Annotated in this window: 28 protein-coding genes; 13 read left to right on the top strand and 15 right to left on the bottom strand. The window is 68.1% G+C overall.

The genetic code is table 11. The features are described from left to right. The first annotated feature begins 245 nt into the window (after positions 1-245). Together ACZ50Z_RS00555 and ACZ50Z_RS00550 are read left to right on the top strand one after the other, a co-directional pair. Positions 246-1,094 (top strand): SDR family oxidoreductase, encoded by an 849-nt coding sequence (locus tag ACZ50Z_RS00555; protein WP_464481796.1) that lies wholly within the window; start codon positions 246-248, stop codon positions 1,092-1,094. 1 nt (position 1,095) lies between these two features. Further along, positions 1,096-1,563: an aminoacyl-tRNA deacylase gene (locus ACZ50Z_RS00550; protein WP_464481795.1), complete on the top strand. Its 468-nt coding sequence runs from the start codon at positions 1,096-1,098 to the stop codon at positions 1,561-1,563. Here ACZ50Z_RS00550 and ACZ50Z_RS00545 read toward each other — a convergent pair. From ACZ50Z_RS00545 to ACZ50Z_RS00525, 5 genes are read right to left on the bottom strand one after another with little or no spacing between them, the layout of a single operon-like run. Next, complete coding sequence (locus tag ACZ50Z_RS00545) at positions 1,550-2,560, bottom strand: zinc-dependent alcohol dehydrogenase (RefSeq protein ID WP_464481794.1); 1,011 nt, start codon at positions 2,558-2,560, stop codon at positions 1,550-1,552. The two genes, ACZ50Z_RS00550 and ACZ50Z_RS00545, sit on opposite strands and share 14 nt — an antisense overlap. 22 nt (positions 2,561-2,582) lie before the next feature. Next, the gene (locus tag ACZ50Z_RS00540) at positions 2,583-3,032 is read right to left on the bottom strand and encodes a VOC family protein (RefSeq protein WP_464481793.1); all 450 of its coding nucleotides are present in this window, start codon (positions 3,030-3,032) and stop codon (positions 2,583-2,585) included. Continuing rightward, complete coding sequence (locus tag ACZ50Z_RS00535) at positions 3,029-4,213, bottom strand: sulfotransferase family protein (protein WP_464481792.1); 1,185 nt, start codon at positions 4,211-4,213, stop codon at positions 3,029-3,031. Before ACZ50Z_RS00535 ends, ACZ50Z_RS00540 begins: the two co-directional genes overlap by 4 nt. 4 nt (positions 4,214-4,217) lie before the next feature. Next, entirely contained in the window at positions 4,218-4,967 is a 750-nt protein-coding gene (locus ACZ50Z_RS00530) for an SDR family NAD(P)-dependent oxidoreductase (RefSeq protein ID WP_464481791.1), read from the bottom strand. Beyond that, the gene (locus ACZ50Z_RS00525) at positions 4,964-6,208 is read right to left on the bottom strand and encodes an alkyl sulfatase dimerization domain-containing protein (RefSeq protein WP_464481790.1); all 1,245 of its coding nucleotides are present in this window, start codon (positions 6,206-6,208) and stop codon (positions 4,964-4,966) included. The genes ACZ50Z_RS00530 and ACZ50Z_RS00525 overlap by 4 nt, the downstream gene beginning before the upstream one ends. 42 nt (positions 6,209-6,250) lie before the next feature. On the opposite strand from ACZ50Z_RS00525, the gene ACZ50Z_RS00520 reads away from it, so the two are divergent. The 3 genes from ACZ50Z_RS00520 (at position 6,251) to ACZ50Z_RS00510 (ending at position 9,202) form a co-directional block, all read left to right on the top strand. Further along, a complete protein-coding gene (locus tag ACZ50Z_RS00520; RefSeq protein WP_464481789.1) occupies positions 6,251-7,021 on the top strand; it encodes an SDR family NAD(P)-dependent oxidoreductase in 771 nt (256 codons plus the stop codon). A 3-nt stretch (positions 7,022-7,024) separates the two neighbouring features. Beyond that, on the top strand, positions 7,025-7,648 hold the full coding sequence (locus tag ACZ50Z_RS00515) for a TetR/AcrR family transcriptional regulator (protein WP_464481788.1): 624 nt from the start codon (positions 7,025-7,027) through the stop codon (positions 7,646-7,648). A 159-nt stretch (positions 7,649-7,807) separates the two neighbouring features. Next, positions 7,808-9,202 carry an HNH endonuclease signature motif containing protein gene (locus tag ACZ50Z_RS00510; RefSeq protein ID WP_464481787.1) on the top strand — a complete coding sequence of 465 codons (1,395 nt, stop codon included), beginning with the start codon at positions 7,808-7,810 and terminating at the stop codon, positions 9,200-9,202. An 8-nt stretch (positions 9,203-9,210) separates the two neighbouring features. Here the strand turns inward: ACZ50Z_RS00510 and ACZ50Z_RS00505 are convergent, their stop codons facing one another. Further along, on the bottom strand, positions 9,211-9,975 hold the full coding sequence (locus tag ACZ50Z_RS00505; protein WP_464481786.1) for an SOS response-associated peptidase: 765 nt from the start codon (positions 9,973-9,975) through the stop codon (positions 9,211-9,213). 44 nt (positions 9,976-10,019) lie between these two features. Between ACZ50Z_RS00505 and aroA the strand changes: the two genes are divergently transcribed. Together aroA and rsgA are read left to right on the top strand one after the other, a co-directional pair. Then, positions 10,020-11,303, top strand: a complete 1,284-nt coding sequence (gene aroA, locus ACZ50Z_RS00500) for a 3-phosphoshikimate 1-carboxyvinyltransferase (RefSeq protein WP_464481785.1) — start codon at positions 10,020-10,022, stop codon at positions 11,301-11,303. Beyond that, the gene (gene rsgA, locus ACZ50Z_RS00495; RefSeq protein WP_464481784.1) at positions 11,300-12,295 is read left to right on the top strand and encodes a ribosome small subunit-dependent GTPase A; all 996 of its coding nucleotides are present in this window, start codon (positions 11,300-11,302) and stop codon (positions 12,293-12,295) included. The genes aroA and rsgA overlap by 4 nt, the downstream gene beginning before the upstream one ends. On the opposite strand, the gene ACZ50Z_RS00490 is transcribed toward rsgA, so the two are convergent. Beyond that, positions 12,279-12,755, bottom strand: coding sequence for a winged helix-turn-helix transcriptional regulator (locus ACZ50Z_RS00490; RefSeq protein ID WP_464481783.1), 477 nt, complete (start codon positions 12,753-12,755; stop codon positions 12,279-12,281). The genes rsgA and ACZ50Z_RS00490 overlap by 17 nt on opposite strands. 92 nt (positions 12,756-12,847) lie before the next feature. Here ACZ50Z_RS00490 and ACZ50Z_RS00485 point away from each other — a divergent pair, with 92 nt between their 5' ends. The 3 genes from ACZ50Z_RS00485 to ACZ50Z_RS00475 are packed head-to-tail and all read left to right on the top strand — an operon-like array spanning position 12,848 to position 15,550. After that, positions 12,848-14,029 carry a thiolase family protein gene (locus ACZ50Z_RS00485; protein ID WP_464481782.1) on the top strand — a complete coding sequence of 394 codons (1,182 nt, stop codon included), beginning with the start codon at positions 12,848-12,850 and terminating at the stop codon, positions 14,027-14,029. 11 nt (positions 14,030-14,040) lie between these two features. Further along, positions 14,041-15,003 carry a carbon-nitrogen hydrolase family protein gene (locus ACZ50Z_RS00480; RefSeq protein ID WP_464481781.1) on the top strand — a complete coding sequence of 321 codons (963 nt, stop codon included), beginning with the start codon at positions 14,041-14,043 and terminating at the stop codon, positions 15,001-15,003. Further along, positions 14,990-15,550: a DUF302 domain-containing protein gene (locus tag ACZ50Z_RS00475; protein WP_464481780.1), complete on the top strand. Its 561-nt coding sequence runs from the start codon at positions 14,990-14,992 to the stop codon at positions 15,548-15,550. Before ACZ50Z_RS00480 ends, ACZ50Z_RS00475 begins: the two co-directional genes overlap by 14 nt. Here ACZ50Z_RS00475 and ACZ50Z_RS00470 read toward each other — a convergent pair. Next, a complete protein-coding gene (locus tag ACZ50Z_RS00470; RefSeq protein WP_464481779.1) occupies positions 15,483-16,631 on the bottom strand; it encodes a hypothetical protein in 1,149 nt (382 codons plus the stop codon). The two genes, ACZ50Z_RS00475 and ACZ50Z_RS00470, sit on opposite strands and share 68 nt — an antisense overlap. A gap of 158 nt (positions 16,632-16,789) precedes the next feature. Here ACZ50Z_RS00470 and ACZ50Z_RS00465 point away from each other — a divergent pair, with 158 nt between their 5' ends. Together ACZ50Z_RS00465 and ACZ50Z_RS00460 are read left to right on the top strand one after the other, a co-directional pair. Next, entirely contained in the window at positions 16,790-17,398 is a 609-nt protein-coding gene (locus ACZ50Z_RS00465) for a TetR/AcrR family transcriptional regulator (RefSeq protein WP_464481778.1), read from the top strand. Then, positions 17,395-18,219, top strand: coding sequence for a hypothetical protein (locus tag ACZ50Z_RS00460; RefSeq protein ID WP_464481777.1), 825 nt, complete (start codon positions 17,395-17,397; stop codon positions 18,217-18,219). Before ACZ50Z_RS00465 ends, ACZ50Z_RS00460 begins: the two co-directional genes overlap by 4 nt. An 84-nt stretch (positions 18,220-18,303) precedes the next feature. Here the strand turns inward: ACZ50Z_RS00460 and ACZ50Z_RS00455 are convergent, their stop codons facing one another. The 4 genes from ACZ50Z_RS00455 to ACZ50Z_RS00440 all read right to left on the bottom strand — a co-directional run bounded on the left by ACZ50Z_RS00455 (position 18,304) and on the right by ACZ50Z_RS00440 (position 22,987). After that, complete coding sequence (locus tag ACZ50Z_RS00455; RefSeq protein WP_464481776.1) at positions 18,304-19,587, bottom strand: fatty acid desaturase family protein; 1,284 nt, start codon at positions 19,585-19,587, stop codon at positions 18,304-18,306. A gap of 97 nt (positions 19,588-19,684) precedes the next feature. Beyond that, positions 19,685-20,839 (bottom strand): ferredoxin reductase, encoded by a 1,155-nt coding sequence (locus ACZ50Z_RS00450; protein WP_464486021.1) that lies wholly within the window; start codon positions 20,837-20,839, stop codon positions 19,685-19,687. Between the two features lie 125 nt (positions 20,840-20,964). Then, positions 20,965-21,480, bottom strand: coding sequence for a DUF6912 family protein (locus tag ACZ50Z_RS00445; protein ID WP_464481775.1), 516 nt, complete (start codon positions 21,478-21,480; stop codon positions 20,965-20,967). 85 nt (positions 21,481-21,565) lie between these two features. Beyond that, on the bottom strand, positions 21,566-22,987 hold the full coding sequence (locus ACZ50Z_RS00440) for a WS/DGAT/MGAT family O-acyltransferase (protein WP_464481774.1): 1,422 nt from the start codon (positions 22,985-22,987) through the stop codon (positions 21,566-21,568). Positions 22,988-23,171: 184 nt separating this feature from the next. Here ACZ50Z_RS00440 and ACZ50Z_RS00435 point away from each other — a divergent pair, with 184 nt between their 5' ends. Continuing rightward, positions 23,172-23,741, top strand: a complete 570-nt coding sequence (locus tag ACZ50Z_RS00435) for an Rv3235 family protein (RefSeq protein ID WP_464481773.1) — start codon at positions 23,172-23,174, stop codon at positions 23,739-23,741. Between the two features lie 9 nt (positions 23,742-23,750). Here ACZ50Z_RS00435 and ACZ50Z_RS00430 read toward each other — a convergent pair whose 3' ends face one another. From ACZ50Z_RS00430 to mddA, 3 genes are read right to left on the bottom strand one after another with little or no spacing between them, the layout of a single operon-like run. Continuing rightward, on the bottom strand, positions 23,751-24,902 hold the full coding sequence (locus tag ACZ50Z_RS00430) for a cation:proton antiporter (RefSeq protein WP_464481772.1): 1,152 nt from the start codon (positions 24,900-24,902) through the stop codon (positions 23,751-23,753). A 4-nt stretch (positions 24,903-24,906) separates the two neighbouring features. Then, entirely contained in the window at positions 24,907-25,389 is a 483-nt protein-coding gene (locus ACZ50Z_RS00425) for a cation:proton antiporter regulatory subunit (RefSeq protein ID WP_464481771.1), read from the bottom strand. Positions 25,390-25,449: 60 nt separating this feature from the next. Beyond that, entirely contained in the window at positions 25,450-26,214 is a 765-nt protein-coding gene (gene mddA, locus ACZ50Z_RS00420; RefSeq protein ID WP_464481770.1) for a methanethiol S-methyltransferase, read from the bottom strand. Positions 26,215-26,281: the final 67 nt, after the last annotated feature.

The following is a 26,281-nucleotide window of genomic DNA, read 5'->3' as shown; positions in this document are numbered from 1 at the left end:
CGCCAGCCAACCGCTCCTCGCCTAACAGGCTCGTCGCCGTTGACACCACGCTGCTCCTCCCAATCTAAAGGCTCACCCCGACAGTGTCCGCCCGGGTGTGACCCACCGCATCGAAAAAACCAATTGGATCAACGGCGTGCGCGATCCGCCTATTTCCGGGGTGGAATTCGGGCCGCGATATCGGTGCCCGCTCCCCGACGTAGACCCCGATCGGACCGATTCCGGCGTGGCGTTAGTGTGACGCCATGTCCCTGAATGGCAAGACCATGTTCATCTCCGGCGCCAGCCGCGGCATCGGCCTGGCGATCGCCAAGCGCGCCGCGCAGGACGGCGCCAACATCGCCCTGATCGCCAAGACCGCCGAGCCGCACCCGAAGCTGCCGGGAACGGTGTTCACCGCGGCCAAGGAGCTCGAAGAGGCGGGCGGGCAGGCGCTGCCGATCGTCGGGGACGTCCGCGAGCCCGACTCGGTCGAGGCCGCCGTCGCCAAGACCGTCGAGCAGTTCGGCGGCATCGACATCTGCGTCAACAACGCGTCGGCGATCAACCTCGGTTCCATCACCGAGGTCCCGATGAAGCGGTTCGACCTGATGAACGGCATCCAGGTGCGGGGCACGTACGCGGTGTCGCAGGCCTGCATCCCACATCTCAAAGGCCGCGAGAACCCGCACATCCTGACCCTGTCGCCGCCGGTGCTGCTGGGCCGGGAGTGGTTGAAGCCGACGGCGTACATGATGGCCAAGTTCGGCATGACGCTGTGCGCGCTGGGTATCGCCGAAGAAATGCGGGACGAGGGCATCGCGTCGAACACGCTGTGGCCGCGCACGCTGGTGGCCACGGCCGCGGTGCAGAACCTGCTCGGCGGTGACGAGGCGATGGGCCGGGCCCGCAAGCCCGAGGTGTACTCGGACGCCGCCTACGTCGTCCTGAACAAACCGTCCAAGTCCTACACCGGCAACATGCTGCTGTGCGAGGACGTGCTGGTGGAATCCGGCGTCTCCGACCTCTCGACGTACGACTGCGTGCCGGGTTCCAAGCTGGGCGTGGACTTCTGGGTCGACGGCGTCAACCCGCCGGGATATTCGGGACCTTAACTTGAAGTCCCGGACGGCCGCCGCCACTCCGGGCATCGCCGCATTGGTGAAAGCCGGTGTGCCGCACCAGGTTTTGCACTTCGACGCGGTCACCGACCTGTCCGAATCGCCCGACGTCGCGCCGGAGCAGGTTTTCAAGACCCTGATCGTCGCGCTGCCCGGCGAGCTGGCCGTCGCGATCGTGCCGGTGCCACGGCAGTTGTCGCTGAAGGCGGTCGCCGCGGCGCTGGGTGTGGCCAAGGCCATCATGGCGGAGCCCGCTTCCGCCGAGCGGGCCACCGGCTATGTGGTGGGCGGCATTTCGCCGTTCGGTCAGCGCAAGCGCCTGCGCACGGTGCTGGACACCTCCGCGCTGCGCTGGAATCGGGTGCTGTGCAGCGCCGGCAAACGGCACTACGACGTCGCGGTGGCGCCGCAGGACCTGATCCGCCTCACCGGCGCGGTCACCGCCGACATCAGCCGAACGTGACGACGACCTTGTCCGCAGCGCCGGGCGTCTGGGCCAGTTCGAGCGCCTCGCCGACGCTGCCGAATCCGATGGTGTGACTGACGATCAGCGCGTATTTCTCCCAGTTCGCCACGAGATCGCGGGTGACTTCGAAGATTTCGTCGGGATAGCCCATGCTTCCGACGAGGGTGATCTCGTTGCTCATCACGTTGATCAGGTCGACGGGCACCGGCTCCTTGTGGACGCCGACGATGCCCACGGTGGCTCCCTTTTGCGCCGCGGCGAGCGCGGTGTTGACGACGGCGGGCACACCGGCCGCGTCGAGATAGATGTTCGTGCCGGCCTTTCCGGGGAACATGGAGTCCCCCGCGCCGTGCAGTTCGATCAGCCGCGCCACGACGTCCTCCTCGGCGGAATTGATGACGGCGTCGGCGCCGATCTGCAGCGCCTTGTCCAGGCGGCCGGGGAGCAGGTCCACGACGACGACGTGGCTCACGCCAAGGGATTTGAAGGCCAGCGTGGCGCCCAGGCCTATCGGCCCGGCGCCGAACACCACCACCTTGTCCGTCGGTTTGGGGTGGCAGCGGTTGGCGCCGTGGCGTGCGACAGCCATCGGCTCGTTGAGCGCGGCCACCTCCCACGGGATGTGATCGGGGATGACCTCAAGACTCGTTCCGCGAACGGCGTTTTCGATGAGCAGGTAATCGGCGAGCGCGCCGCTGGCGCCGCCGTTGCCGATGATGCCGCCGGGCGCCGCCATCGGGTTGATGACGACGTGGTCGCCGACGGCCAGCCCGGTCACCTGCGCGCCGACCTCGGCGACTTCCCCGGCGGGCTCGTGCCCGAGCGGGGTGTGCCCCTGCCGCGGCGGGATGCCGCCGATGGTGATGTAGAACGCGTCCGAACCGCAGATGCCGCAGGCGCGCATCCGCACGAGGACGTCGTTGGGGCCCACGGTGGGACGCTCGGTGTCGAGCACTTCGGCCTTGCCCGGGCCGGTGACCACGGATGCTTTCATCGCAGAGTCCTCACGCTTAGGGTCACGCGGCCATCGATTGCAGAAACCCGGGCCAGTCGGGGAACAACGCCCGGTCAACGATCTCGATGCGGACGCCGGCCGGGTCGAGGTAGTAGGCGAACATCGACAGTGTTTCGCCGCTGGGCCGCGCCTCCAGCCGGTACCCGCTGCGCTCGAGTTGCGCTGCGGCAGCGGCCATGTCGTCGGCCCAGTAGCCGAGGTGGTGGGCGCCGCCGCCGGGCGGTGGGGTCCAGATCGTGCCCGGCACGGCCTGAATGACTTCCAGATGCGGGGCGTTCACCGAGTACGCGAACTTGAACGGCACTTCGATGTCGCCGTCGGCGGTGGCGACGCTCAACGTGGACTCGACCGGTTTTGTCCACCGGTAACCCATCGCGGCGGTGAGCCGTTCCGCGGCGACGGTCATGTCGTCGACCACCAGGCCGGTGTGGTAGCAGTCCGCCGGGTTCATGGCGTGCCCTCCAATTCGATGTCGAAGGTATCGAGGTACTCGGCGAAGATGGGCTCGAGTTGCTCGACGGTCAGGCCGTATTCGTCAAGGCGATACGCGTTGAGCGCGAAGCGGTCCTGCGGGTGCTGCTTAAGCCAATTGCGCATGCGCGCTTCAGTTTCGGCGGGCAGCGGTTCGTCGGCCCAGTGATAGATGCGCCGCATGACGTCCATCGGGTCGCGCATCATCTCGTGGTAGTACATGTGGAAGAAGCGCTCGTCGCCGATGCGGTCACGAGCCCGCAGTGGCCGCTCCACGTGGTAGTGCATCTGCCACACCGCGAGCCGGCCCATGTCCGTCTGATCGAGCAGCTCGATGTTCATCACCAAACTCTGCGGCAGCCGCCACAGGTTGCACAGCGAACCGGTCGCCTTGTACGGATCGCGGTGCGCCCAGATCAGCCTGGCGTCCGGAAACACCTTGAGCAACGCCTCGATGTGCACCGAATGCGACGGCATCTTCAGGCTCCAGTTGCCCGGCGCGGTGGACTGCAGGACCTGCAGGTAGCGCTTCTGGTACTCGTAGGTGCTGGTCATGTCGGTCTCGTCGAACAGCCACCGCGCGTAGCGGTCCGTCGGCAGGAACGAGTCCCAGGACAGGCCTTTGAAGTCCTGGTTGTGGATGAACATGTCCTCGGTCGGTCCGTCGGCGTCTTCCCAGTGCGGCAGCGGCATTTTCGCCTGCGTGACCAGCTCGAGGATCTTGCGCTGCTCCTCCAGCAGGGCCAGGCAGCGCGGGTCGGTGCGCAGCATCTCGGTGGGCGCCGGCGGGATCGGGTGCACGCACTGCCAGTGCAGCAGCGACCGCCGGGCCGGGTCCTGGTCGAGCAGGTAGCTGATCACGGTGGTACCGGTGCGGGGCATGCCGAGCACGATCAGTGGCCGCTCGACCGGTGTGTCGAGCACCTCGGGGTGCGCCTTGATGTAGTCGTGGACCTGCATGCGCCGGCCTAAAGCATTGGTGGCGTCGTCGAGGACGCGTTCGCGCCCGAAAGGCGTGAAGGCCGGGGAGCTGTTGAGCTCGTCGAGCATGATGGCCAGTCCGTCTCGCCAAGAGTCGGAATCGATTTCGCTCAGGCCGGTGCGTTGCGCGGCGAGTTTGAAGACGTCGTCGGTGGAGGTGATGCTATCGAAGTCGCCCATGGTTCTAGACCGTCAGGTATCCGCCGTCGACGGCGATGGTGGTGCCGGTGATGTACGAGGCGGCATCGGTGCACAGGAACAAGGCCGCGCCGGCGCAGTCCTGCGGGGTGCCGGGCCGGCCGAGTGGCGTGTGGAAGCCGATCTCGACGTCCATCACCTCGGGAATTCCCATGGCGGGGTGGGTCATTCGGGTATCGATGAGGCCGGGCGCGACGGCGTTGACCCGGATCCCGTCGTCGGCCCACCGGCGGGAGAGGTTCATCGTCAGCGCGATCAGGCCCATCTTCGACGAGGCGTAGCCGGGGACGAAGACCGCCGAGCGGAACGCGGACATCGACACGACGCTGACGACGCTCGCCCCGCCGGGGGCCTGGCTGGACGTGAGAAGGTCATGGCAGCGCATGGTCAGCCGCATCGGGCCGAACATGTTTTGCGTCACCGACGCGACGTAGCCGTCCGGGTCGTATTCGTCGCCCGCCGGATAGGGGCCGCCCGCGTTGTTGACCAGGATGTCCAACGCGTCCAGCGAATCAGCCAGTGTATCAACCGATTCCGGCTCCTGAATCTGACACTGCCGGTAGGTGAACGCGCTCAGGTCGGTCTCGGGATAGTCGGCGGCCGACCCGCGGGTGCCGGTCACCGTGACGGCGGCACCCGACGCGGCGAATGCGGCGGCGATGGCGTTGCCGATGCCGCTGGTGCCGCCGGTCACCAGCACGTGGGCGCCGGTGAAATCGAACGTGACGGTGTTCATTCGGGTGACCTCAATTCAGCGATGGATTTGGTGAGCCAGGCTTTTTCCCAGAAGTTCCCGGTGCCGGCCAACAGGGCCTCGTGGGCGTCGGCGGCGACCGCGCGGCCCGCGGCGTGCAACGGCTGGGCGGTGAGGATCAGGTCGGTGAGGTGTATCGCCTGCACGGGCCGCCCGGCGGCCATGTGCGCGCGGGCCGCGTCCACGAGCGCGTCGGCCCCGGCGGCGCTGACCACGTCGGCCGCCACGGAATCCGATGCCACCCCGTACAGTTCGGTGGTGGAGCGATGCCGGAACCATCCGGTGTACATCTCCCAGATCGCGCGCACGTTCCACGAGGTCTTGCCGTACCCCTCGCCGATGTCGAGATGCTCGGGCACCGTGACCTCGCGCATCGCGGTATGGACGTCGGCACCGGAATTCATCAGTTCGGCCGTGCGGTCGTGCACGGCCTGCATGGCGTCGCGCATCGCGGTGACCTCCTCCGCGATGCGATCGGCACCCTCGATGGGCTCGAAGTGGCCGGTGACCAGCCGCTGGGGCGCGAATTCGAGCACGGTGTTCAACGACTCGATGTAGAGGATCGGGTCGCGATAGCGATCGCCGCGGATGGTCATCAGGTTCGGCACGTGCCCGAACAAGGGACCGAACAGGTTGCCGGTGAACAGGATTCGATCGTCGGGCAGCCACACCACCAGCGCGTCGGTGGTCTCGCCACCCGGTGTCCACGCCAGCTCGAAGGCGCGCCCGCCGACGGTGATGCTCATGCGCTGGTCGAACGTCGTCGTCGGTTCGGGAAACGAGAAGTCGATGGTCGCGGGGTCGAGGGTCTTGAAGTGGTCGAGCATGGCGTCGGAGAACTTCTGGAAGGCGAATGACGTCTTGGGCACCCGATATCCCATGAGCAGCGTGTTGTCGTCGCGCCAATACCGGTAGTTGCGGTGCATGATGATGTCGGTGCCGTCGTCGCGCAGCGAGTTCACCCCGCCCCAATGGTCGGCGTGCCCCTGCGTCACGATGATGGCCCGCGTCGGGCCGGCCACGTCGTTAAAAGCCTTGCGGTGCAACGGCCCCTCGAAGACCAGCCCGCTGTTGACGATGACCCGCCCCTCGTCGGTGGCCACGGCATAAGCGTTGGAAACGCCCGGTGACATCCAGACGCCGTCGCCCAGGGACAGCGCGGGCGTGTCCGTGGCCGCCGACAGGTCGCCGGCTCCGGGGCGCTCCCGATGAATTCCAGCCATGACTGGCGATCCTCTACAGTTCTAGAGGTAAAGTCAATATCCATGGGATTAAAGGGTCTGACCGACAAGGTCGCGATCGTGGTCGGCGGCGCCACGGGCATCGGTGCGGCGACGGCCGCCCGTCTCGCCGCGGAAGGCTGCCGGGTGGTCATCGGCGACGTCGCCGCCGACGCCGCGCGACGGACGGCCGAACGCATCGGCGCGGCCGGCGGCACGGCGGCATCCGAGGCCTTCGACCTGGCGGATCCCGCGTCGGTCGCCGGGCTGATCGACACCGCCGCAACCACTTTCGGGGGCGTGGACCTGCTGTTCAACGTGGGCGCCGACATGAGCACGATTCGGGCCGACACCGACGTGGTGGACATCGATTTCGGCGTCTGGGACCGGGTGATGGCGGTGAACCTGCGCGGGTATGTGGCCGCGATGAAATACGCCATCCCGAAAATGCTGGAGGGCGGCGGCGGGGCGATCGTCAACATGTCCTCGGCGGCGGCGTTCCAGGGTGAGCCCGCGCGTCCGGCCTACGCCACCGCGAAGGCCGGCATCGGCGCGCTGACCCGACACGTCGCGTCGCGGTGGGGCAAGGACAACATCCGATGCAACGCGGTCGCGCCCGGCTTCACCGCGACCGAGGCCATCCGCGCGGTGCCGCAGTGGCCGGACCTGGAGGCCGGCGCGCTCAAGCGCATTCGCGGACCGCGCGTCGGCGATCCCGGCGACGTCGCCGCGCTGGTCGCCTTTTTGCTGTCCGCGGAGGGCGAGTGGATCAACGGTCAGGTCATCAACGTCGACGGCGGCACCGTCCTTCGCTGACCCATGGCAGCCAGCTCACGATCCCGGAAACGCGATGGCGACGAGCGCCGCCGCGACCTGTGCGACGCCGCGATAAGAGTGCTCGCCGAGCACGGATCGCGCGGACTGACACATGGGCAGGTGGACCGCTGCGCAGGCGTCCCCGACGGCACCACGTCGTACTACTACCGCACGCGCGCGGCCCTGCTGCGCGGCGTCGGCAAGCGCGTGGCCGAAATCGACGTCGCCAACTTGCAATCGGTGATCGACGAGCCGGTCGACCCGGTCTCGCCGTTCGCGCACCTGGCCCGGCTCACCATGATGCAGGCCGACGGTTCCGGGCTCATGCTCAACAGAGCGCGCCACGAACTGTTGCTCGGCGCCGCGCGCGATCCCGATTTGGCCGAAACGTCACAGGTTTTCGTCGCGCGGATCAACACGATGGCCCGCGACGCCATCGCGCACCTTCAGCCGGACACCCGCGACCCCGAACTGCTGGCCGCGCAGACCACCGCCGTCACGACGTTCATCGCCGGCATCTTCACCCGACTGGCCGCCGGTGACCGCGATGTGGGGGACGCCGAGCAACTTGGCCGGCTGCTGGAAGCGGTGGCCACCGCCGTGGCGCTCGCGGCGCAGCGGGGTTAGGTCGCGGCGCGGGCGGCAGCCTGAGCGCGCCATCTGCCATTCCCGCCCCGCGACGCGTTTTCGGATATCGGAAGCATATAGCGAGATCCCTTGTGTCACTGTGGTTTCAGTGGTCACAATGCGGGTTTTTTGTCGGTGGGTGCCGATAGTTTCGCTCCTATGAGTTCGGGCGGCATCACCGATCGGGACGCGATCGTCGCGGCCTTCGACGCCCTCGATGCCGCGGCCGAGGGTGTGGGTGCGCTGTGTTTTGACGCGTTGACCCCGCGCGAGTGCCTGGCGCTGTTGGAACGCTGCGAAAAGGTGCGCCGCCGGTTGCCGGTCCCCGAGCATCAGTTGATCAATCACCTTGCGCGCCAAGCCAGCGTCGAAGAACTCGGCGGAAGACTCGATCACGCGATCGCCGACCGGACCCGAATCAGCCGCGCCGAAGCCTCTCGGCGCGTGCACGATGCCGCCGATCTGGGTCCACGCCACGGCCTGACCGGCGAACAGTTGCCGCCGACACTCGCCGCCACCGCCGCCGCCCAGCGCCGGGGGGATTTGGGCGCCGGCCATGTCGCGGTGATCCGCAAGTTCTATCGCCGCCTGCCCGGCTGGATCGACCAGGCCACCCGCGAACGCGTCGAAGCCGACCTGGCCGGCCACGCCGCGTATCACCGGCCTGAGGAACTCGACGGCTTGGGCCACACCCTAGAAGATTGCCTCAACCCCGACGGCACCTTCACCGACGACGACCGCGCCCGTAGCCGCGGCGTGACCCTGGGCCGCCAACAACCCGACGGCATGTCAGCACTGCGCGGCCTGATCACCCCGGAACTGCGCGCCACCATGGAAGCCGTAGAGGCCAAGCTGGGCGCCCCGGGCATGTGCAACCCCTTCGATGAGGTTCCGTGTGTGGACGGTGCGCCCAGCCAAGAGGCCATCGACCGCGACCCCCGCTCGGCCGCCCAGCGCAACCACGACGCCCTGTTGGCCGCGCTGCGTGCGCTGCTGGCCTCCGGAGACCTCGGCCAACACAACGGCCTGCCGGCCTCGATCATCGTCACCACCACCCTGGCCGAGCTCGAGGCCGCCGCCGGACGCGGCCTGACCGGCGGCGGCACAATCCTGCCGATGAGTGACGTGATCCGCCTGGGCCGCCACGCCCACCATTACTTGGCCATCTTCGACCAAGGCAAAGCCCTGGCGCTCTACCACACCAAGCGGCTGGCCTCCCCGGGGCAGCGAATTGTGTTGTACGGCAAGGACCGCGGCTGCACCGCACCGGGCTGCGACGTCAAGGGCTACTACTGCGAAGTCCACCACGTCACCGACTACAGCAAGTGCCAGACCACCGACGTCAACGATCTGACCTTCGCCTGCGGCCCCCACCATCGCATGCTGCAACCCGGCGGCTGGGCGACCCGCAAAAACGCACACGGCGACACCGAATGGAAATCCCCGCCCCACCTCGAACGCGGCCAACCGCGCACCAACACCTTCCACCACCCCGAAAAACTGCTACGCGACGAAGACGACGACGAAGATGCCGACAATCCGGGGGCAGCGTGAGTGGCGCGCTAAAGAAGCCGCGCCTGCTCGGGCTCCAGCTCCGCCGGCTCGAGTAGCTGCGGGCCGTTGTTGCGCACGTTGTTGACCAGCGTCGAGACCTCGCGGGTGCGGATGGCGCGGATGTCGGGCGCCCGGGCCAGCAGTTTTTCGTCGATCGGGGCGTCGGGATCGAGCCAGCGGTCCCAGTCACGCTCGGGCATCACCAACGGCATCCGATCGTGGATCTGCGCGAGCTCCCCGGGCGCGTCGGTGGTGATGATCGTGCAGCTCAGCAGCGGCGAGGCGTCCTTGGCGGGCTTCCACACCGACCACAGGCCCGCCATGAACAGCGGCTCGCCGTCCTCGCGATGCATGAAAAACGGTGTCTTGCGGGACTTCTTGCCGGCCGCGGCGTCGGAATTGACCTGCCATTCGTAGTAGCCGTCCATCGGGATCAGGCAACGCTTGGACTTGGCGCTGGTCCGGAAGGCGGGCGAGCTGGTGACCTTGTCGGCGCGGGCGTTGATCAGCATCGGCCCCTTGGTGTCGGGCGCGCCGTCGGCGCCCGCCTTGGCCCACGGCGGCACCAGACCCCAGCGCATCAGCCGCACCCGCCGCGTCGGCTCGTCCTCGGGCTCGGAATGCCGGCTGACCACGGTCGCGATCGTCGAGGTCGGGGCCACGTTGTAGTTGGGCGCGCTCGAATCGGCCTCGGCGCTGGTGGCCTCGTCGATCGCCTTGATCTTCTGGGCCAGCAGGGCCGGATCGGTGGTCACCGCGAACCGTCCACACATGCATCCCATGGTGCCCGAAACTGGTGACAGGCGATGATGGACCGGTGAGTACGTGGACGGCCCCCCTGGCATCGCAACCGGTGCACGCGACCGTGACCGTCCCCGGTTCGAAGTCGCAGACCAACCGGACCCTGGTGCTGGCGGCGCTGGCGGCCGCTCAGGGGCAGGGCGCCCCGACCATCAGCGGGGCGCTGCGCAGCAGGGACACCGATCTGATGGTCGGCGCGCTGCGCACGCTGGGCTTGAACGTCGATGGCGACGGGACGGAGTTGACGGTCAGCGGCCGCGTGTCGCCGGAGCCGATGGCCCAGGTCGACTGCGGCCTGGCGGGCACGGTGCTGCGGTTCGTCCCGCCGCTGGCGGCACTTGCCGAATCGATCGTCGAATTCGACGGCGACGAACAGGCCAGGGCGCGGCCCATCGTGCCCTTGCTCGACGCGCTGCGCGGGCTGGGCGTGCGGATCGACGGCTCTTCGCTGCCGTTCCGGGTCCTGGGCACCGGTGCGATCACGGGGGGCACCGTCGAGATCGACGCCTCCGCCTCCTCGCAGTTCGTCTCCGGGTTGCTGTTGTGCGCGGCCTCTTTCGACGAGGGGCTGACGGTGCGACACACCGGTTCGGCGCTGCCATCGGCGCCGCACATCGCGATGACGGTGGTGATGCTGCGCCAGGCCGGCGTCGACGTCGACGACTCCGTCCCCAACGCCTGGACGGTGCGACCCGGGCCGGTCGCGGCCCGGCACTGGGAGGTAGAGCCGGACCTGACCAACGCCGTTCCGTTCCTGGCGGCGGCCGTGGTGACCGGCGGCGCAGTGCGCATCACCGGCTGGCCGGTGAACAGCGTGCAGCCCGCCGACCATATCCTGGAGGTGCTGGGCAAGCTGAAAGCCGTTGTCAATCACCATGATTCGTTTTTGGAGGCGCGCGGCTCCGGGGATTACGGCGGTTTTGACGTCGACCTGCGTGCCGTCGGCGAGCTGACACCGTCGGTGGCCGCCCTGGCGGCGCTGGCCACCCCGGGCTCGGTGTCCCGCCTGTCCGGCATCGCCCACCTGCGCGGCCACGAGACCGACCGGCTGGCCGCGCTGAGCACCGAGATCAACCGCCTGGGCGGCGATTGCGCCGAAACGCCCGACGGCCTGGTGATCACCGCGGCACCGCTGCGGCCCGGGGTCTGGCGCGCGTACGCCGACCATCGGATGGCGATGGCGGGCGCGATCGTCGGGCTGCGGGTGGCCGGCGTCGAGGTCGACGACATCGGCGCCACGACGAAGACGCTGCCGGACTTCCCGCGGCTGTGGGCCCAGATGCTGGAGCACGGCATGTGAGGCCCGGCGACTACGACGAGTCCGACGTCAAGATCCGCTCGGGGCGGGGTTCGCGGCCGCGGACGAAGACGCGCCCCGAGCACGCCGACGCCCAGGCCGCCATGGTGGTCAGTGTCGACCGCGGCCGATGGGGGTGCGTGCTGGGCGGCGACGTCGACCGTCGGGTCACCGCCATGCGGGCCCGGGAGCTGGGCCGCACGCCGATCGTGGTCGGCGACGACGTCGACGTGGTTGGCGATCTGTCCGGGCGGCCGGACACGTTGGCCCGCATCGTGCGCCGAGGTGAGCGCCGAACGGTGTTGCGGCGCACCGCCGATGACACCGATCCGACCGAACGGGTGGTGGTCGCCAACGCCGACCAGCTGCTGATCGTGGTGGCGCTGGCCGACCCGCCTCCCCGCACCGGGCTGGTGGACCGGACGCTGATCGCCGCCTACGCCGGCGGCCTCACGCCGATCCTGTGCCTGACCAAGACCGACCTCGCCCCACCGGAGCCGTTCGCGGAGCAGTTCGTCGATCTGGACCTGACGGTGGTCGCGGCGGGCCGCGACGATCCCCTGCTCGCCGTGGCGGACCTGCTCGACGGCAAGATCACCGTGCTGCTCGGGCATTCCGGCGTCGGCAAGTCGACGTTGGTGAATCGCCTTGTCCCCGAGGCCGAACGCGCCGTCGGCGAGGTCACCGACATCGGCCGGGGGCGGCACACCTCCACCCAATCGGTCGCCTTCCCTTTGAGGGACCCCCTGGGGCGTTCGGGCTGGGTGATCGACACGCCGGGCATCCGATCCTTCGGGCTGGCCCACATCCAGCCCGACGACGTCATGATGGCGTTCTCGGATTTGGCCGACGCCATCGAGGACTGCCCGCGCGGCTGCGGGCACATGGGTCCGCCGGCCGACCCGGAATGCGCGCTGGACACGCTGAGCGGGCCCGCCGTCCGCCGGGTCGCGGCGGCGCGCCGGCTGCTGGACGCGCTCAATCAGACCTCTTAGCCAGCCGCATGCCGAGTTCGTCGGGCGGCACCAAATGCCCTTCGGTGCATCGGATTTCGACGCCCGCTTCCGCGCCGCAGCCCAGGTGGGTCAGCCGCAGCCGGTGGCGTCCCGGCAGGTGATGCCTCCCCCACTCGAACATCGCCCACACCACGGGCATGAAATCGATGCCCGCCTGGGTGAGCACATACTCGTCGCGGCTGCGCTGGCCGGGCTCCCGATAGGGCTGGCGCCGTAGCAGCCCCAGCTCGACCAGCTCGGCCAGCCGCGCCGAGGTGGCGGCCTTGGTGATGCCCACCCGGCGGGCGAAGTCGTCGAACCGCGTCGTGCCGTAGTACGCCTCGCGCATGATCAGCATCGCGGATTTGGTTCCGACGACCGCCATCGTCTTTTCGATCGCGCACTCGCCCACCGCCGACCAGGCGTCGCGGTCGGCCAGCGGACCTTGCAGCAGTGTCATCTAAATCACCTCCCCGGCTGGGTTGCTTTCAGCATACCGAGGTGTTTATCTGAGTACAGCTAGCTATACCCAGATGGACTCGAGGAGGAGCCATGAACCAGGGCCGCGACGCCGTCATCGTCGGAGCAGTGCGCACCCCCATCGGCAAGGGCAAAGCCAGTGGCGCGCTGCACAATGTGCTGCCCGCCGACCTGCTCGCGCACAGCCTGCGCGAGCTGGTGGCCCGCACCGGCGTGGATCCGGCCCAGGTCGACGACGTCATCGCCGGCGCCGTCACCCAGGTAGGCGACCAGGCGGCCAACATCGCCCGCAACGCGCTGCTGGGCGCGGGTTTCCCGGAGTCGGTGCCCGGTGTCACGATCGACCGCCAGTGCGGCAGCAGCCAGCAGGCCATCAGCTTCGCCGCGCAGGGCGTGATCGCCGGCGCCTACGACCTGGTCATCGCCGGCGGCGTCGAGTCGATGAGCCGCGTCCCGATGGGCAGCCAAGTGTCACCGGGCAGCAACCCGATGGGCGAGGACATGACCCGGCGCTACCCCGACGGCCTGGTGCCACAAGGCATCAGCGCCGAACTGATCGCCGCGAAATGGGGCTTCTCGCGCACCGAGCTCGACGAGTTCTCCGCCGGCAGCCACGAGAAGGCCGCCCGCGCCACCAAGGAAGGCCTGTTCGACAACGAGCTCATTCCGATCGCCGGACTCGCCACCGACGAGATCATCCGGCCCGGCACGACGGTGCAGACGCTGGCCGGCCTGCAGCCGGCGTTCTACAGTGAGGCGGCCAAAGCACGTTTCCCGCAGATCAATTGGGAGATCACGCCGGGCAACTCCTCACCGCTGTCCGACGGCAGCGCCGCGGTGCTGATCACCAGCAGCGAGGTCGCGGGGAAGTTGGGCCTACGCCCGCTGGCCCGGATCCACACCACCACCGTGGTGGGCTCCGACCCGCTCTACATGCTGACCGGCGTTATTCCGGCCACCGAGAGGGTGTTGTCGAAAGCGGGCCTGGCACTCGCCGACATCGACCTGTTCGAGGTGAACGAGGCGTTCGCGCCCGTGGTGCTGGCCTGGGCGCGCGACACCGGGGCGGATCTGGCCAAGACCAACGTCAACGGCGGGGCGATCGCGATCGGTCACCCCTTGGGCGCCAGCGGCGCTCGCCTGATGACGACGCTGGTCAACGCTTTGGAGCAGCGCGGCGGCCGGTACGGGCTGCAGACGATGTGCGAGGGCGGCGGCATGGCCAACGCCACCATCATCGAGCGGTTGGACTAGGAGGCGGGACGATGACCGTAATCCGCGCCGCCGCAGTGCAACTCAGCCCGGTGCTCTACAGCCGCGAGGGCACCGTGGAAAAGGTCATCGCCAAGGTCGAACAGCTGGCCCGCCGTGACGTGCAGTTCGCCACCTTCCCGGAAACGGTGGTGCCTTACTACCCGTACTTCTCGTTTGTCGAGCGCCCTTTCGAGATGCGGCCCGAGCACCTCAGGCTGCTGGATCAGGCCGTGACGATACCGTCGCCGGCGGTCGATGCGATCGCCGAGGCCGCGCGTACGGCTCACATGGTGGTGTCGATCGGCGTCAACGAGCGTGACGGCGGCTCGTTGTACAACACGCAGCTGTTGTTCGACGCCGACGGCGCCCTGCTGCAGCGCCGCCGCAAGATCATGCCGACGTACCACGAACGGATGGTCTGGGGCCAGGGCGACGGCAGCGGGCTGCGCGCCGTCGACAGCGTGGTCGGACGGATCGGGCAGTTGGCGTGCTACGAGCACTTCAACCCGCTGGCCCGCTATGCCTTGATCGCCGACGGCGAGCAGATCCACTCGAGCATGTTCCCCGGATCGTTCGGCGGCGACCTGTTCGGGCAGCAGATGGAGATCAGCGTGCGCAATCATGCGCTCGAGGCGGGCGTCTTCGTCGTCAATGCGACGGCCTGGCTGGACGCGGACCAACAGGCGCAGATCATGGCCGACACGGGCTGCCCGATCGGCCCGATTTCGGGTGGCCACTTCACCGCGATCATCACGCCCCAAGGCGAATACCTCGGCGAGCCGCTGCGCTCCGGTGAGGGCGAGGTCATCGCCGATCTCGACTTGTCGTTGATCAACACCCGGAAAGTCCTGATGGATGCCGACGGCCACTACAGCCGGCCCGACATGCTCAGCCTGCTGATAGATCGCACCCCACGCACGCAGGTGCACGAGAACGCCGAACTGCTTCAGGAGGCCGAAAATGTCTGCGTCTGAAAGCCGCTTCGACGGCGTACGACTGCGCTACGACAGCACCAGAAGCTACGACGAGCTGGTCGCCGCGCTGCTGGCCGACATCGGCGAGCAACCGGTGCCGATCAATGACATCGTGACGTCCACCGGCGACTGGCGGACATACCAGGAACGCGTCGAATCCCACGTCGGCCCAAGCGGATTCATGCTGTTCGGGATTGTCGACCATGGGGCCTGGATCACCAAGGCCGGCATCGATCGCAAGGCGTTGCGCGTCATCCTCGGCAACCCGCTGATCGCTATCACCATGCTGCGCCACGACGTGACCGCGGGTCTGTTCGCCCCGGTCGAGTTGCTCGTCACCGATAACGGCACGGGCAGCAGTCTGATCTACGTCAAGCCGTCGTCGCTGATGGTCGTCGAGACCAATCCCGAGTTGCTCAGCGCAGCAGAGAAACTCGACGCCAAACTGGCGGCACTGGCCGAAAAGGTAACCGGGGCGGTCATGGCGCTACCCCGCGCCGCGTCCGCTGCACTCGCCGCACGAGAGCCGCGGGACGGCCGGGGCTGATTGTCACCGACATAATCAGCGCGACGGCGAGCACAAAGCACGCCAGCGCGTATATCGGGTTGCCAGTGGGTGTTCCGTCGGGGGTGAGGCCATGCGAGGCGCCCAGGTAGTCGGGCATGGCCGACAACCACAGCGCCCCGAGCACGATCAAGAATGCGGTCCCGAAGACTCCGACGAAGGGATTGCGGGCGTTGGGCGTGAACCTGGTGTTGCGCCACTGCCGCAACAGGATCGGGATCGCCACCACGGCGAACGCACCAAGGATGACGAAGTACACGGCGCGCCGCAGGGCGCTGTCGGGATGTTCGCCACCGGCGAGCAGAATCGGAACATTGGCGACAACCAAGCCGACCGGCACCAGCACCGCAATGGCGAATGTGCGGCCGACCAAGCCAATTCGGCTCAGCAATCGGCCGCGTTCGATGGGACGAGTCACCAATAGCTGGGCGAACAATGCGACGCAGGCCGGTCCGACGGTGGCGAAGAGCAACACGCTGCTCATCGGCACCGACGCCAGCATCGGATGGTTGATCGCGTTGTCGGTGTTCCATGCCCACCAGCGCAGTTGTGGACCCAACTGGTCGAAGATTTCGTAGAAGCAGTGGTGGACGAATCCCACGCACACCGCGCCGACGACCGCGCCCCAGTCCCGAAACACGCCGAGGCTGCGCACCACCTCGTAGGCCAGCGTCATCATCGCCGGGTACAGCGCGACGATGTAGATCGGCAGCCGGTCATACATGAACTGGACCGTAAAGACGTTGTGCGCGAAGACCGCACCGATGGAGCCGTCGACGCCGAAGACGGTGGGAAAGTACAGCGGCGGCTCGACGATCAGCAGGTAAATCACCGTGGCGAACCAGATCACGAGGTTGACGGGGTCCCCGTCGCGGCGCCGCCGACGGATCGCCCACCAGAGCGCCAGCGCGGCGCCCGCGACGATCAGCACTTCGAGAACGGGCAGCGTCCAATTCGCCAATCCGAATGGGTTTCGCAGCGTCACCCATGGCGACGCGTGCTCGCAACTGAACCCCAGCCGGTGGACGATGCGTTCGACGTCGTCGCTGCATTGACCGCTCATCGTGGGTGTCCTCAGTGTCTGCGCACGCGCCAAGGTGGGTGCTTACCGAAAGGCTGACGATACATGTCTCGAGGGATGCTGTGACGCCACGGCGCACGCTGACAATTCACTGACGCCCGTCATTGACGCCCGTCAGTCACGAGGCGTACGGTGCCTCCATGCAGTCACCACGCGCGCCATCCGCGACCGGATCGCCGGGTGGCAGCGTCCGCGAAACGCGCCGACTGGAGACCCGGGCGCGCCTATTCGAGGCGGCGTTGGCCGAGATTTCGCGGCGCGGGCTGGCCGCCGCCGATGTCAGCGCCATCGTCGCCGACGCGGGCGTGGCCCGGGGGACGTTCTATTTCCACTTCCCGACCAAGGAGCACGTACTTATCGAGGTGGAGCGCGTCGAGGAGATGCGGATCATCAGCGAACTCGGCGAGGCCAAGGGCGATCTGACGTCGGTGCTCTCCCAGCTGGTGCATCACGTGCTCAGCGCCAAAAGTCGCTTGGGCGAAGCGGTTTTCCGGGACATGCTCGGCTTGCACTTCTCCTCGACCCGTCCGGTCGAAGAGGAGTTCGCCCAGCACCCGGTCGGACAATTCCTGGTCGGCGTCATCGGCCGAGCGCAAGACGCGGAGCAGGTCGACTCCGGCGTCGACGCGGCCGAACTCGCGACGTTCTTCCTCACCGGGCTCTTCGCGCTGCTAGCCACCGGGGCCCACGATGCCGCGCTGTTAAGCCGTTATGTGACAACGATTGTCAAAGGATTGGAGAAGCGATGAACACCACCGACATCGAAGGCTACCGGGACTTCCTGGCCAAGCGCGACGGCGAGGCCGATCTGCTCAACAGGCGGCTGGCCAACCGCGAGCAGTTCTTCAGCGACATCGAATCCAATCCCGTGCGGTCGGCCCATCCCGCCGACCGAACCACCTTCCTGCGCAACCTGCGCCGCCGGCGACCCGAGGCCGGGCTGGATGACAAGATGCTCTTCCTACTGGCAACCGCCAAGCTCAATCAGGCGGAGCGGTTCGGCGTGGGGCTGGGCGAGACCTACGGGCGCAACAGCGACGAGAGCGTGCCGCCCGAGCGCGTCTACCTCGAACTCGAAGAGCACTACCACACTCGGCTGCTGGCCTACGCGCTCGACGTGTTCGACCTGACCTTCCAGGTCGTCCCGCCGCCCTTCGTGATACGCCAGTTCGTCAAAGCGAACGTGTTCGTCCCCGAACGGCTCGGGTTCATGTTCGTCGGAGCCGCGGAGATGGCGGGCTGCATCCTGTTCGATGAATTACGCCGTGCCGGCACAAGGCTTTTCGCCGATGAACCCGACGTCGCCGAGCGAATCGAACTGCTCTACAGCGAAATCCTCACCGACGAGATCGGCCACGTCGGCTACTGTGCGTCGCGCTGCACATCGGCGGAGCGGGCCGTCATGCGCCGAATCTATCCCCTCATCGGGCGCCTGTTCGCCCGTCAGACCGCCGAGATCAGCCTGCTCATCGATCCGAAGGCGTTGGCCGCCCGCCTCGACCGCCCGTTCGACGTCGACGACCTCACGGCCGACCTGGACAACGAGACCTACCTCGTCACGCACCCCTGAGGGTCAGGGTCGGCCGGCCGAGCGTGCACCCAGCGCGAGAAATCAGCGAAATAGTCGCAGTGGGTACACGTTCGGCGCGCTGGCCTAGGCCGCGAGGTCGCCGTCGGCGCGCCGGGCAGCGTCCGCACGCTTCCCGCGCCGCCAACCGCGCACGGCGGCGATCGCGGACTTGAGCCCGCGGCGGCGGCCGGTGGCCGGATCGGTGCCCAGGAAACCCGGCTCGAGTTCGGCGAACATCCGCTCGCTGCGGGTCTCCGGGGCGTTGTCGGCGTCGTCGCGCAAGTACTTGTTCGGCAGCGACAGCTTGGCCAGCGTGCGCCACGTCTTCGCGTACTGGAGCAGGAAAGAGCCTGTGGTGTAAGGCAAGTCGTACTTGTCGCAGACCTGGCGCACCCGCAGCGAGATCTCGTGCAGCCGGTTGCTCGGCAGATCGGGGTACAGGTGGTGCTCGATCTGGTGGCACAGGTTGCCGCTCATGAACCGCAACGCCGGGCCGGCCTCGAAGTTGGCGCTGCCCAGCATCTGTCGCAGATACCACTGGCCCTTGGTCTCGCCGATCATGTCGGTCTTGGTGAATTTCTCTGCGCCGTCGGGGAAATGGCCGCAGAAGATGACCGCGTTGGCCCACACGTTGCGAATCACGTTGGCAAGCGCGTTGGCCTTCAGCGTGGACATGTAGGTGGCTCCGGGTGACAACGAGGTCAGCGCGGGGAACGCCACGTAATCCTTGAACACCTGCCGCCCCGCCTTGGCCAGGAACTCGTCGACCCGCTCCCGGGCTTCGTCGTTGTCCATGCGGCGCTTGGCGATCTTGCCGAGCTCCACGTGCTGCAGGCCGACGCCCCACTCGAACAGGAGGGCCAGCAGGGTGTTGTACACCAGGTTGAAGATGTTGAAGCGCTTCCATTTCTGGTCGCGGGTGACGCGCAGCAGGCCGTAGCCGACGTCGTCGTCCATGCCCAGGATGTTGGTGTACTTGTGGTGCACGAAATTGTGCGTGTAGCGCCAGTGCTTGGACGACCCGCTCATGTCCCACTCCCACGTCGAGGAATGAATCTCGGGGTCGTTCATCCAGTCCCACTGGCCGTGCATGACGTTGTGGCCGATCTCCATGTTCTCGACGATCTTGGCCACGCCCAGGGTCAGGGTCCCCGCCCACCAGGCCGAGCGCCGCGAGCTGGCGGCCAGCAACAGCCGGCCGGTCACCTCGAGCGCGCGCTGGGCCGCGATGGTGCGGCGAATGTAGCGGGCGTCCCGCTCGCCGCGCGAGTCTTCCACGTCCTGGCGGATGGCATCGAGCTCAAAGGCCAGGTTTTCGATATCGGCGTCCGTCAGATGGGCGAATACGTCGACGTCTGTGATCGCCATCGTCGTCATCTCCCTGCGGTCGTTAGTTCGGTCGTTGAGGTGTTCCAGACCTACGCTATCGTAACCTACGAAGCCGTAGGTTACCTTTGAGTAGCCTTTAAATTTCGAGCACGCAATCGCCGGAGGCGGCCGACACACAGGTCTGCACCCGGGTTCCCGGGTCGTGTTCCTGGCCGGTTCGCAGATCGCGGACGTGGCCCTCCACCAGGCCGACCACGCAGGACTGGCAGATCCCCATGCGGCACCCGAAGGGCATCTGCACCCCGACGCTCTCCCCCGCATCCATCAGCGACGTCGCGGCGTCGGCGACGACGGTGCGTCCGCTCTGGGCGAACGTGACCGTGCCACCGGCACCGGCGGGCGCTGCCTTGGACACCGCGAACCGCTCGAGATGCAAATGCTCGCCGATACCCGCGGCCGACCATACGCGTTCGGCCGCGATGAGCAGGCCTTCCGGCCCGCAGGCCCAGGTCTGGCGCTCACGCCAGTCGGGCACGTCGGCGTCCAGCGCGGACAGCTCCAGCCGGCCCTGGGTGCGCGTCTCGCGCAGCTGCAACCGATAGCCGGGGTGGTCGGCCTGCAGCGCGGCCAGCTCGCCGCGGAACATCACGTGGGATTCGGTGGGCGCCGAATGCAGGTGCGCGATGTCACCGATTTGGTTGCGGCGCACCAGGGTTCGCAACATCGACATCACCGGCGTGATCCCGGAGCCGGCGGTGAGGAACAGGATCGACGGCGGCGCGGGATCGGGCAGGACGAAGTTGCCCTGCGGCGCGGCCAACCGGACGACGGTGCCCGGCTCCACACCGGCCACCAGGTGCGACGACAGGAACCCTTCCGGCATCGCCTTGACGGTGATGGTCACGGTGCGCGCCGAACCGGAGCGCGCGGGGGTCGCCGCCGGGGCCGACGTCAGTGAATACGACCGCCAGCGCCAGCGGCCGTCCATCAGCAGGCCGATGCCGATGTACTGGCCCGGTTGGTAGTCGAAATTGAAGCCCCAGCCGGGCTTGATCACCAGGGTCGCGGAGTCCTCCGTCTCGCGGCGCACCTGCAGGACCCGTCCTCGCAGTTCGCGCGCCGACCAGAGCGGATTGGCCAGGTGCAGATAGTCGTCGGGCAGCAGCGGCGTCGTGATGCGCGCGGCGAGCTTGCGCAGGGCGTGCCAGCCGGGATGCCGGTCGGCACCGGCGACCACGGGTCGCTTGGTGTCGACGACGTTGCCCGTGATCGATGGGTTTCGTTTGCCCAGGGGAAGCTCCTGCTCACGACGTGGCGTTTTGCTGACGCTCACATTGTGATCGATTCTGTGTGCTTCACGAAACCTACGGTACCGTAACCTACGGTGTCGTAGCTAGCGCTGCGGGCGGGGATGCCTCACATCAGTTCCAGCAAAAACGGCAGCTCCTGGTTCGCGTACCAGGCCAAATCGTGGTCTTGCGCGTCGCCGACGATCAGCTCGGCGTCCTCATCGCCCAGGTCCGCGGCGTCGACGGCCTCGATGGCTCTGGCCACCGCCTCTTCGGCGCCGGCGTTGTCGACGTACGCGGCGATCACGTCCTCGATCGGGACCGCGCCGGGCAGCCTGACCACGGCGTCGTCCAGGTCGGGACGGTAGGTGACCCCGGATGCGTCGAAGTCGACGTCGGCGGCCAGCACGGCGCGACGCGGCGGCGCGGATTCCGACGGCGCTTCGGTGGCCAGCAGGCGCAGCGACGCCAGCGCCGCCTCGCGCAGCGCCACGTCGGCGAGCTCGTCGTCGTCGCCCTCGGCGTAGGCCTCGCGCAGCTTCGGCGTCAGCGCGAACGCCGTGCCGCTGACCGGCCGCACCGAGCCGTCGGCGACGAGCTGCTGCAGCATGGCGAGCGTGGCGGGGATGTAGACGACCGTCATGTGCGGCGCCGGTGGTTCCCACTCGCGGGCACGGCTGGCTTCACAGCACCGAATGATAGCCGCACGCAGGGGTTTTGACCGCCGCCTAGGACCGGGAAGCCTCCAGCAGTTCCTCGAGCGCCTGGCTCAGCAGGCCCGGCAGCAGGTCGACATCGCTCATGGCCTCGCGGTCGGCGTTGATTCCGTAATAGAGCATGCCGTTATAGGACGTCACGCCGATCGCCAGCGCCTGGTTGTGCAGCAGCGGCGGCACCGCGTAGGTCTCGAGCAACTTGGTGCCGGCGACATACATTTGCGACTGGGCCCCGGGCGCATTGGTGATCAGCAGGTTGAACGTGCGCTTGGAGAAACTCGGGAAACTGGTCGCGACCCGAATCCCCATGGCGTGCAGCGTGGGCGGGGCGAACCCCGACAGCGTGACGATGGTCCTGGCGTCCACCAGATGGGCGGCCGTCGGGTTGGACTCGGTCGCGTGCGCGATCTGCGAGAGCCGCACCACGGCGTTCGGCTCCCCCACCGGCAGGTCGACGAGGAACGGCATCACCTGGCTGATCGCCTGGCCGGGGCCGCTCGCGTCGAGGTCGCCGTCGTCGTACACCGACAGCGGCGCCATCGCCCGCACCGTCGCGGTCGGCGAGACCGCCACCCCGCGCGACATCAGCCAGTTGCCCAGCGCGCCGGCGATCACGGCGAGCACCACGTCGTTGACGTCGCAGTCGTAGCGGGCCCGCACGGCGCGGTAGTCCTCGAGGCTGCCGGCGGCGACGGTGAACCGGCGATGACGCGAAACGGTGGCATTGAGCGGGCTGCTGGGCGCGTCGCCGCGGGCCAGGTTGCGCACGAAATCGAACACCCGGCGGCCGGCGCCGACGAGCTCGCCGTAGTTGGTCACCAGGCCGCCGAGCGCGGAGCCGACGGCCTGCAGTTGCGCGCTCGGACCCGCGACCCACTCACCGATCGCGCCCAGCACCAGGCGGGTGTTGCCGGGATCGCGTTCGGGGACCCAGATGTCTTCCGGGGCCGGGGGCGGGCGTTTGGTCCGATCGCTGATGACGTGATTGATCTCCAGCGCCGCCATCCCGTTGATCAGGGCTTGATGCGATTTGGTGTAGAGGGCGACCCGGTTTTTGGCCAGGCCCTCGACCAGGTACATCTCCCACAGCGGCCGCGACTTGTCCAACGGCCGCGCCGCCAACCGCGCGATCAGCTCATGCAGTTGCCCGTCGCTGCCCGGCGAGGGCAGCGCCGAGCGCCGCACGTGATAGGTGATGTCGAAGTCGTTGTCGTCGATCCACACCGGGCGGGCCGTGCCGACGGGCACCTCGCGGACCTTCTGCCGGTACCGCGGAATCTGGGGCAGCCGCTGCTCGATGGTGGCCAGCAGCGTCTCGTAGCTCAGTCCGGCACGCGGACGGCGCAGGATGGCCAGCGATCCGACGTACATGGGGGTGGCGGTGTTTTCCAGCCGATAGAACGACGCGTCCGGCGGGGACAACCGGGTCACCATACGGCGCAGTCCTCCTCGTCGATTTCATCGCCCTGTCGGCTTAAGCGATGTCTGGCCCACGGTAATCGTGCGCCCGGGGCGCACGTCCGCGTGGGAACGCGCTTGCCCGAGTTATGCCATGATGACCACTGTCTGCCCCTCTCCAGCAGGCTTCCGGTCCGGCCGAAGAGTTGGAGAGTGCGCGTTGAACTGTAGCCCCGTTGCCGATCCATCCGGCGCTTTCACCGTCATACCAGTCGTCGAGTACGAGCCGGAAACCCAGGACGTGCCGCGCACCGTTGCTCCGTGCCGGCCGTCCTCGCGCGCCCCGTTGCGCCATCGCGGCGGCCACACCGCGCCGCGCCCCTACACCGGGCCGCCCAGCAGGGCGCCGGCGCCCGATTCGGCCACGGTCATGTCGCCGCGGATGCGCCAGGCGGCGACCTTCGCCGACGCTGCGCTGCGACGCGTGCTGGAGGTCATCGACCGGCGCCGCCCGGCCGCCCAGCTGCGTCCGCTGCTGTCGCCCAGCCTGGTGGATTCGGTTGTCGCGGTGGGGTGTTCGGCGGCCGGGCGGGCGCCCGGCCACGCGGGTGCCGCGGTGTTGCGCCGGATGCGGTTACAGCCGTCGGGTCACCGGGACCCGGACACGGCGGCCGAGGTCTTCGGCTCCTACAGCCGCGGGGACCGGGTCCACGCCATCGCCTGCCGGGTCGAGCAGGTGAGCCTGGCGAGCGGGGCCCGATGGATGGTGGTGGCCCTGCACATCGGGTGACCGCGCCGGTCACCTCGTCGCGGCGGCCGTCCGCGGGCCACCGGTGTAGCGGGCCAGGACCGGCCCCATGATCGCCATGACGAATACGTAGGACGTCGCCAACGCCGCGACCGCGGGCAGCGACTTGCCCGCCAATCCGATGATGATCAACGAGAACTCGCCGCGGGCGATCAGCGCGGTGCCCGCGCGCAGCTGGCCGCGCCGCGCCACCCCGTCGTGCCGGGCGGCGAACATCCCGGTGGCCACCTTGGTCGCCGCGGTCACCGCCGCGAGGATCAGCGCCGCGGGAAGCATGGGGATGAGCTCCTGCGGGTCCACCGCGTAACCGATCGCCAGGAAGAAGATGGCGGCGAACAGATCGCGCAACGGCCCCAGCACCTGGCGGGCCCGCTCGGCGGTTTCCCCGGTCAGTGTCAGGCCCACCAGGAACGCGCCCACGGCGGCCGAGGCGTGCAGCGACTCGGCCAGCGCCGCCACGATCAGCGTGATGCCCAGCACCCGCAGCATCAGCTGTTCGGAGTCGGGGTGTGCGACCAGCCGGTCCACGTGATGGCCCCAGCGGTAGGAGGCGGCGAACGCGGCCACCAGGGCGCCCACCGCCGCCGCCATGCCGCCGACGGCGTGCAGCCACCCGCCGCCTGAGGCCAGGACGGCGAACAGCGGCAGGTAGGCGGCCATCGCGAAGTCCTCGAGCACCAGCACCGACAGCACCGCCGGCGTCTCCCGGTTACCGAGGCGCTGCAGGTCCTCCAGCAGCCGGGCGATGACGCCGGAGGAGGAGATATAGGTGACCCCGGCCAGGCACAGGATGGCCACCCCGTCCAGTCCGAGCAGCCAGCCGGCGATCGCGCCGGGCGCGGCGTTCAGGACGACGTCGACGGCGGCGGACGGCAGGTGGTGGCGCATGCTGGACGAGAATTCGGCCGCCGAAAACTCACACCCCAGGGTGAGCAGCAGCAAGACGACGCCGATGGGCGCGCTGGTGGTGATGAACTCCCCGCCGGCGGCCATCGGCAGGATCCCGCCGTTGCCCAAGGCCAGCCCGGCCAGCAGGTACACGGGGATGGGCGACAACGCGAATCGGCGTGCGGCGGCGCCCAATACGGCCAGCGTGGCCAGGAGGGCGCCGAGTTGTAGCAACAGCGTCCCCGAGATTTGCACCGGCTCAACCTTTGTCGATAATTTGCTCGACGCCCGCGATGCCGTCTTCGGTGCCGATCACGATCAGAACGTCCCGGACATGCAGCGTCTCCGCGGGGCCCGGCGAGGCCAGCACTTCCTCGTTGCGCACGATGGCGACGATGGACGCCCCGGTGCGGGTGCGGGCGCGGGTATCACCCAGCGGGTGGTCGACGAAGGGGCTGCCGGCCAAGATGTGCACCTGCCCCGTCTCGAGCCCGGGTATCTCGCGGGCCAGCTCGGTGAACCGTTCGGCGATTCGGGGTGCCCCCAGGATCTGGGCCACGGCCTCGGCCTCCTGGTCGTTGAGGTGCAGCAGCGGCCGGGCCTCGTCCGGATCCTCGCGGGCGTAGACGACGACGTCGAAATCGCCGCTGCGCCGCGCGATGATGCCGATGCGGTCGCCCTTTTGGTCGGTGAATTCGTAGCGAAGACCGACCCCGGGCAGCAGCACCTCCTTGACATCCATGACGTCAATCCTGACAGGTCGCGCGGCGCGCCGTCAGCGGACCGCCAGCTTGCCCGAAAGCTAATGCAGCTCCGCCGGTTGGGCCGGGTCGCGGCGCGGCCGGTGTCCCAGCGGCAGCAGCATCGGCACCCGACGACGGTAGTCGCGATACTGCCCACCGAGAGCCTCCACCAGGTCGTGCTCTTCCAGGTGGGTGGCGACCAGGATGTAGCCCGTCATGGCGACCGAGAAGAGCAGGTGTCCGGCCGTCATGGTGGGCACCGCCCAGAAGACGATGACGAAACCGAGCATGAGCGGGTGACGGACCAGCCGGTACAGCATCCGGGCGTGAAAACCTATGTGCGTGTAGGGTTCTCCGCGCCAGGCCAGGTAGACCTGGCGAAGGCCGAACAGGTCGAAGTGGCTGACCATGAACGTCGCGGCCAGCGCGATGGCCCAGCCGAGCCAGAACAACGTCCACAGCGCCAAGCGCCCGGCCGACAACCGCACATCCCAGACGACGGCCGGCATCGTTCGCCATTGCCAGTAGAGCAACACGAGCGCAAGGCTGGACAGCACGACGTAGGTGCTGCGCTCGATCGACGACGGCACGAGCCGCGTCCACCAGCCCTTGAACGACGGCCGCGCCATGACGCTGTGCTGGACGGCGAACACGGCGAGCAGACCGATGTTGATCAGCACCGCCTCACCGATGGGCGCGGAGAGCCCGTGATCGACGGTTCGCGGCACCCAGAAGTTTCCCAAGAAAGCCACCAGGTACAGAAATGCGGCGAGAAAGAGCAGGTAAGCGGCGGCGCCGTAACCGACTATCGAGAATCGCTTCATTCGCTGATTGTGCGCCTCGCGGGCGCGTTTGAACATGGCCCCCGATGCCTCATTTTCGGCCGCGCCA

This window comes from Mycobacterium sp. NTMscope_MAC_269, assembly GCF_976985695.1.
The sequence above is the reverse complement of the archived record's forward strand: the minus strand, read 5'-3'. Positions and strand labels throughout refer to the sequence as shown.

Excerpts from the sequence above, each read along its gene's own strand:
- ACZ50Z_RS00555 (WP_464481796.1), top strand. The coding sequence starts at position 246 with ATGTCCCTGAATGGCAAGACCATGTTCATCTCCGGCGCCAGCCGCGGC.
- ACZ50Z_RS00545 (WP_464481794.1), bottom strand. The coding sequence starts at position 2,560 with ATGAAAGCATCCGTGGTCACCGGCCCGGGCAAGGCCGAAGTGCTCGAC.
- ACZ50Z_RS00540 (WP_464481793.1), bottom strand. The coding sequence starts at position 3,032 with ATGAACCCGGCGGACTGCTACCACACCGGCCTGGTGGTCGACGACATG.
- ACZ50Z_RS00535 (WP_464481792.1), bottom strand. The coding sequence starts at position 4,213 with ATGGGCGACTTCGATAGCATCACCTCCACCGACGACGTCTTCAAACTC.
- ACZ50Z_RS00530 (WP_464481791.1), bottom strand. The coding sequence starts at position 4,967 with ATGAACACCGTCACGTTCGATTTCACCGGCGCCCACGTGCTGGTGACC.
- ACZ50Z_RS00525 (WP_464481790.1), bottom strand. The coding sequence starts at position 6,208 with ATGGCTGGAATTCATCGGGAGCGCCCCGGAGCCGGCGACCTGTCGGCG.
- ACZ50Z_RS00520 (WP_464481789.1), top strand. The coding sequence starts at position 6,251 with ATGGGATTAAAGGGTCTGACCGACAAGGTCGCGATCGTGGTCGGCGGC.
- ACZ50Z_RS00515 (WP_464481788.1), top strand. The coding sequence starts at position 7,025 with ATGGCAGCCAGCTCACGATCCCGGAAACGCGATGGCGACGAGCGCCGC.
- ACZ50Z_RS00510 (WP_464481787.1), top strand. The coding sequence starts at position 7,808 with ATGAGTTCGGGCGGCATCACCGATCGGGACGCGATCGTCGCGGCCTTC.
- ACZ50Z_RS00505 (WP_464481786.1), bottom strand. The coding sequence starts at position 9,975 with ATGTGTGGACGGTTCGCGGTGACCACCGATCCGGCCCTGCTGGCCCAG.
- ACZ50Z_RS00490 (WP_464481783.1), bottom strand. The coding sequence starts at position 12,755 with ATGACACTGCTGCAAGGTCCGCTGGCCGACCGCGACGCCTGGTCGGCG.
- ACZ50Z_RS00485 (WP_464481782.1), top strand. The coding sequence starts at position 12,848 with ATGAACCAGGGCCGCGACGCCGTCATCGTCGGAGCAGTGCGCACCCCC.
- ACZ50Z_RS00480 (WP_464481781.1), top strand. The coding sequence starts at position 14,041 with ATGACCGTAATCCGCGCCGCCGCAGTGCAACTCAGCCCGGTGCTCTAC.
- ACZ50Z_RS00475 (WP_464481780.1), top strand. The coding sequence starts at position 14,990 with ATGTCTGCGTCTGAAAGCCGCTTCGACGGCGTACGACTGCGCTACGAC.
- ACZ50Z_RS00470 (WP_464481779.1), bottom strand. The coding sequence starts at position 16,631 with ATGAGCGGTCAATGCAGCGACGACGTCGAACGCATCGTCCACCGGCTG.
- ACZ50Z_RS00465 (WP_464481778.1), top strand. The coding sequence starts at position 16,790 with ATGCAGTCACCACGCGCGCCATCCGCGACCGGATCGCCGGGTGGCAGC.
- ACZ50Z_RS00460 (WP_464481777.1), top strand. The coding sequence starts at position 17,395 with ATGAACACCACCGACATCGAAGGCTACCGGGACTTCCTGGCCAAGCGC.
- ACZ50Z_RS00455 (WP_464481776.1), bottom strand. The coding sequence starts at position 19,587 with ATGGCGATCACAGACGTCGACGTATTCGCCCATCTGACGGACGCCGAT.
- ACZ50Z_RS00445 (WP_464481775.1), bottom strand. The coding sequence starts at position 21,480 with ATGACGGTCGTCTACATCCCCGCCACGCTCGCCATGCTGCAGCAGCTC.
- ACZ50Z_RS00440 (WP_464481774.1), bottom strand. The coding sequence starts at position 22,987 with ATGGTGACCCGGTTGTCCCCGCCGGACGCGTCGTTCTATCGGCTGGAA.
- ACZ50Z_RS00425 (WP_464481771.1), bottom strand. The coding sequence starts at position 25,389 with ATGGATGTCAAGGAGGTGCTGCTGCCCGGGGTCGGTCTTCGCTACGAA.
- mddA (WP_464481770.1), bottom strand. The coding sequence starts at position 26,214 with ATGAAGCGATTCTCGATAGTCGGTTACGGCGCCGCCGCTTACCTGCTC.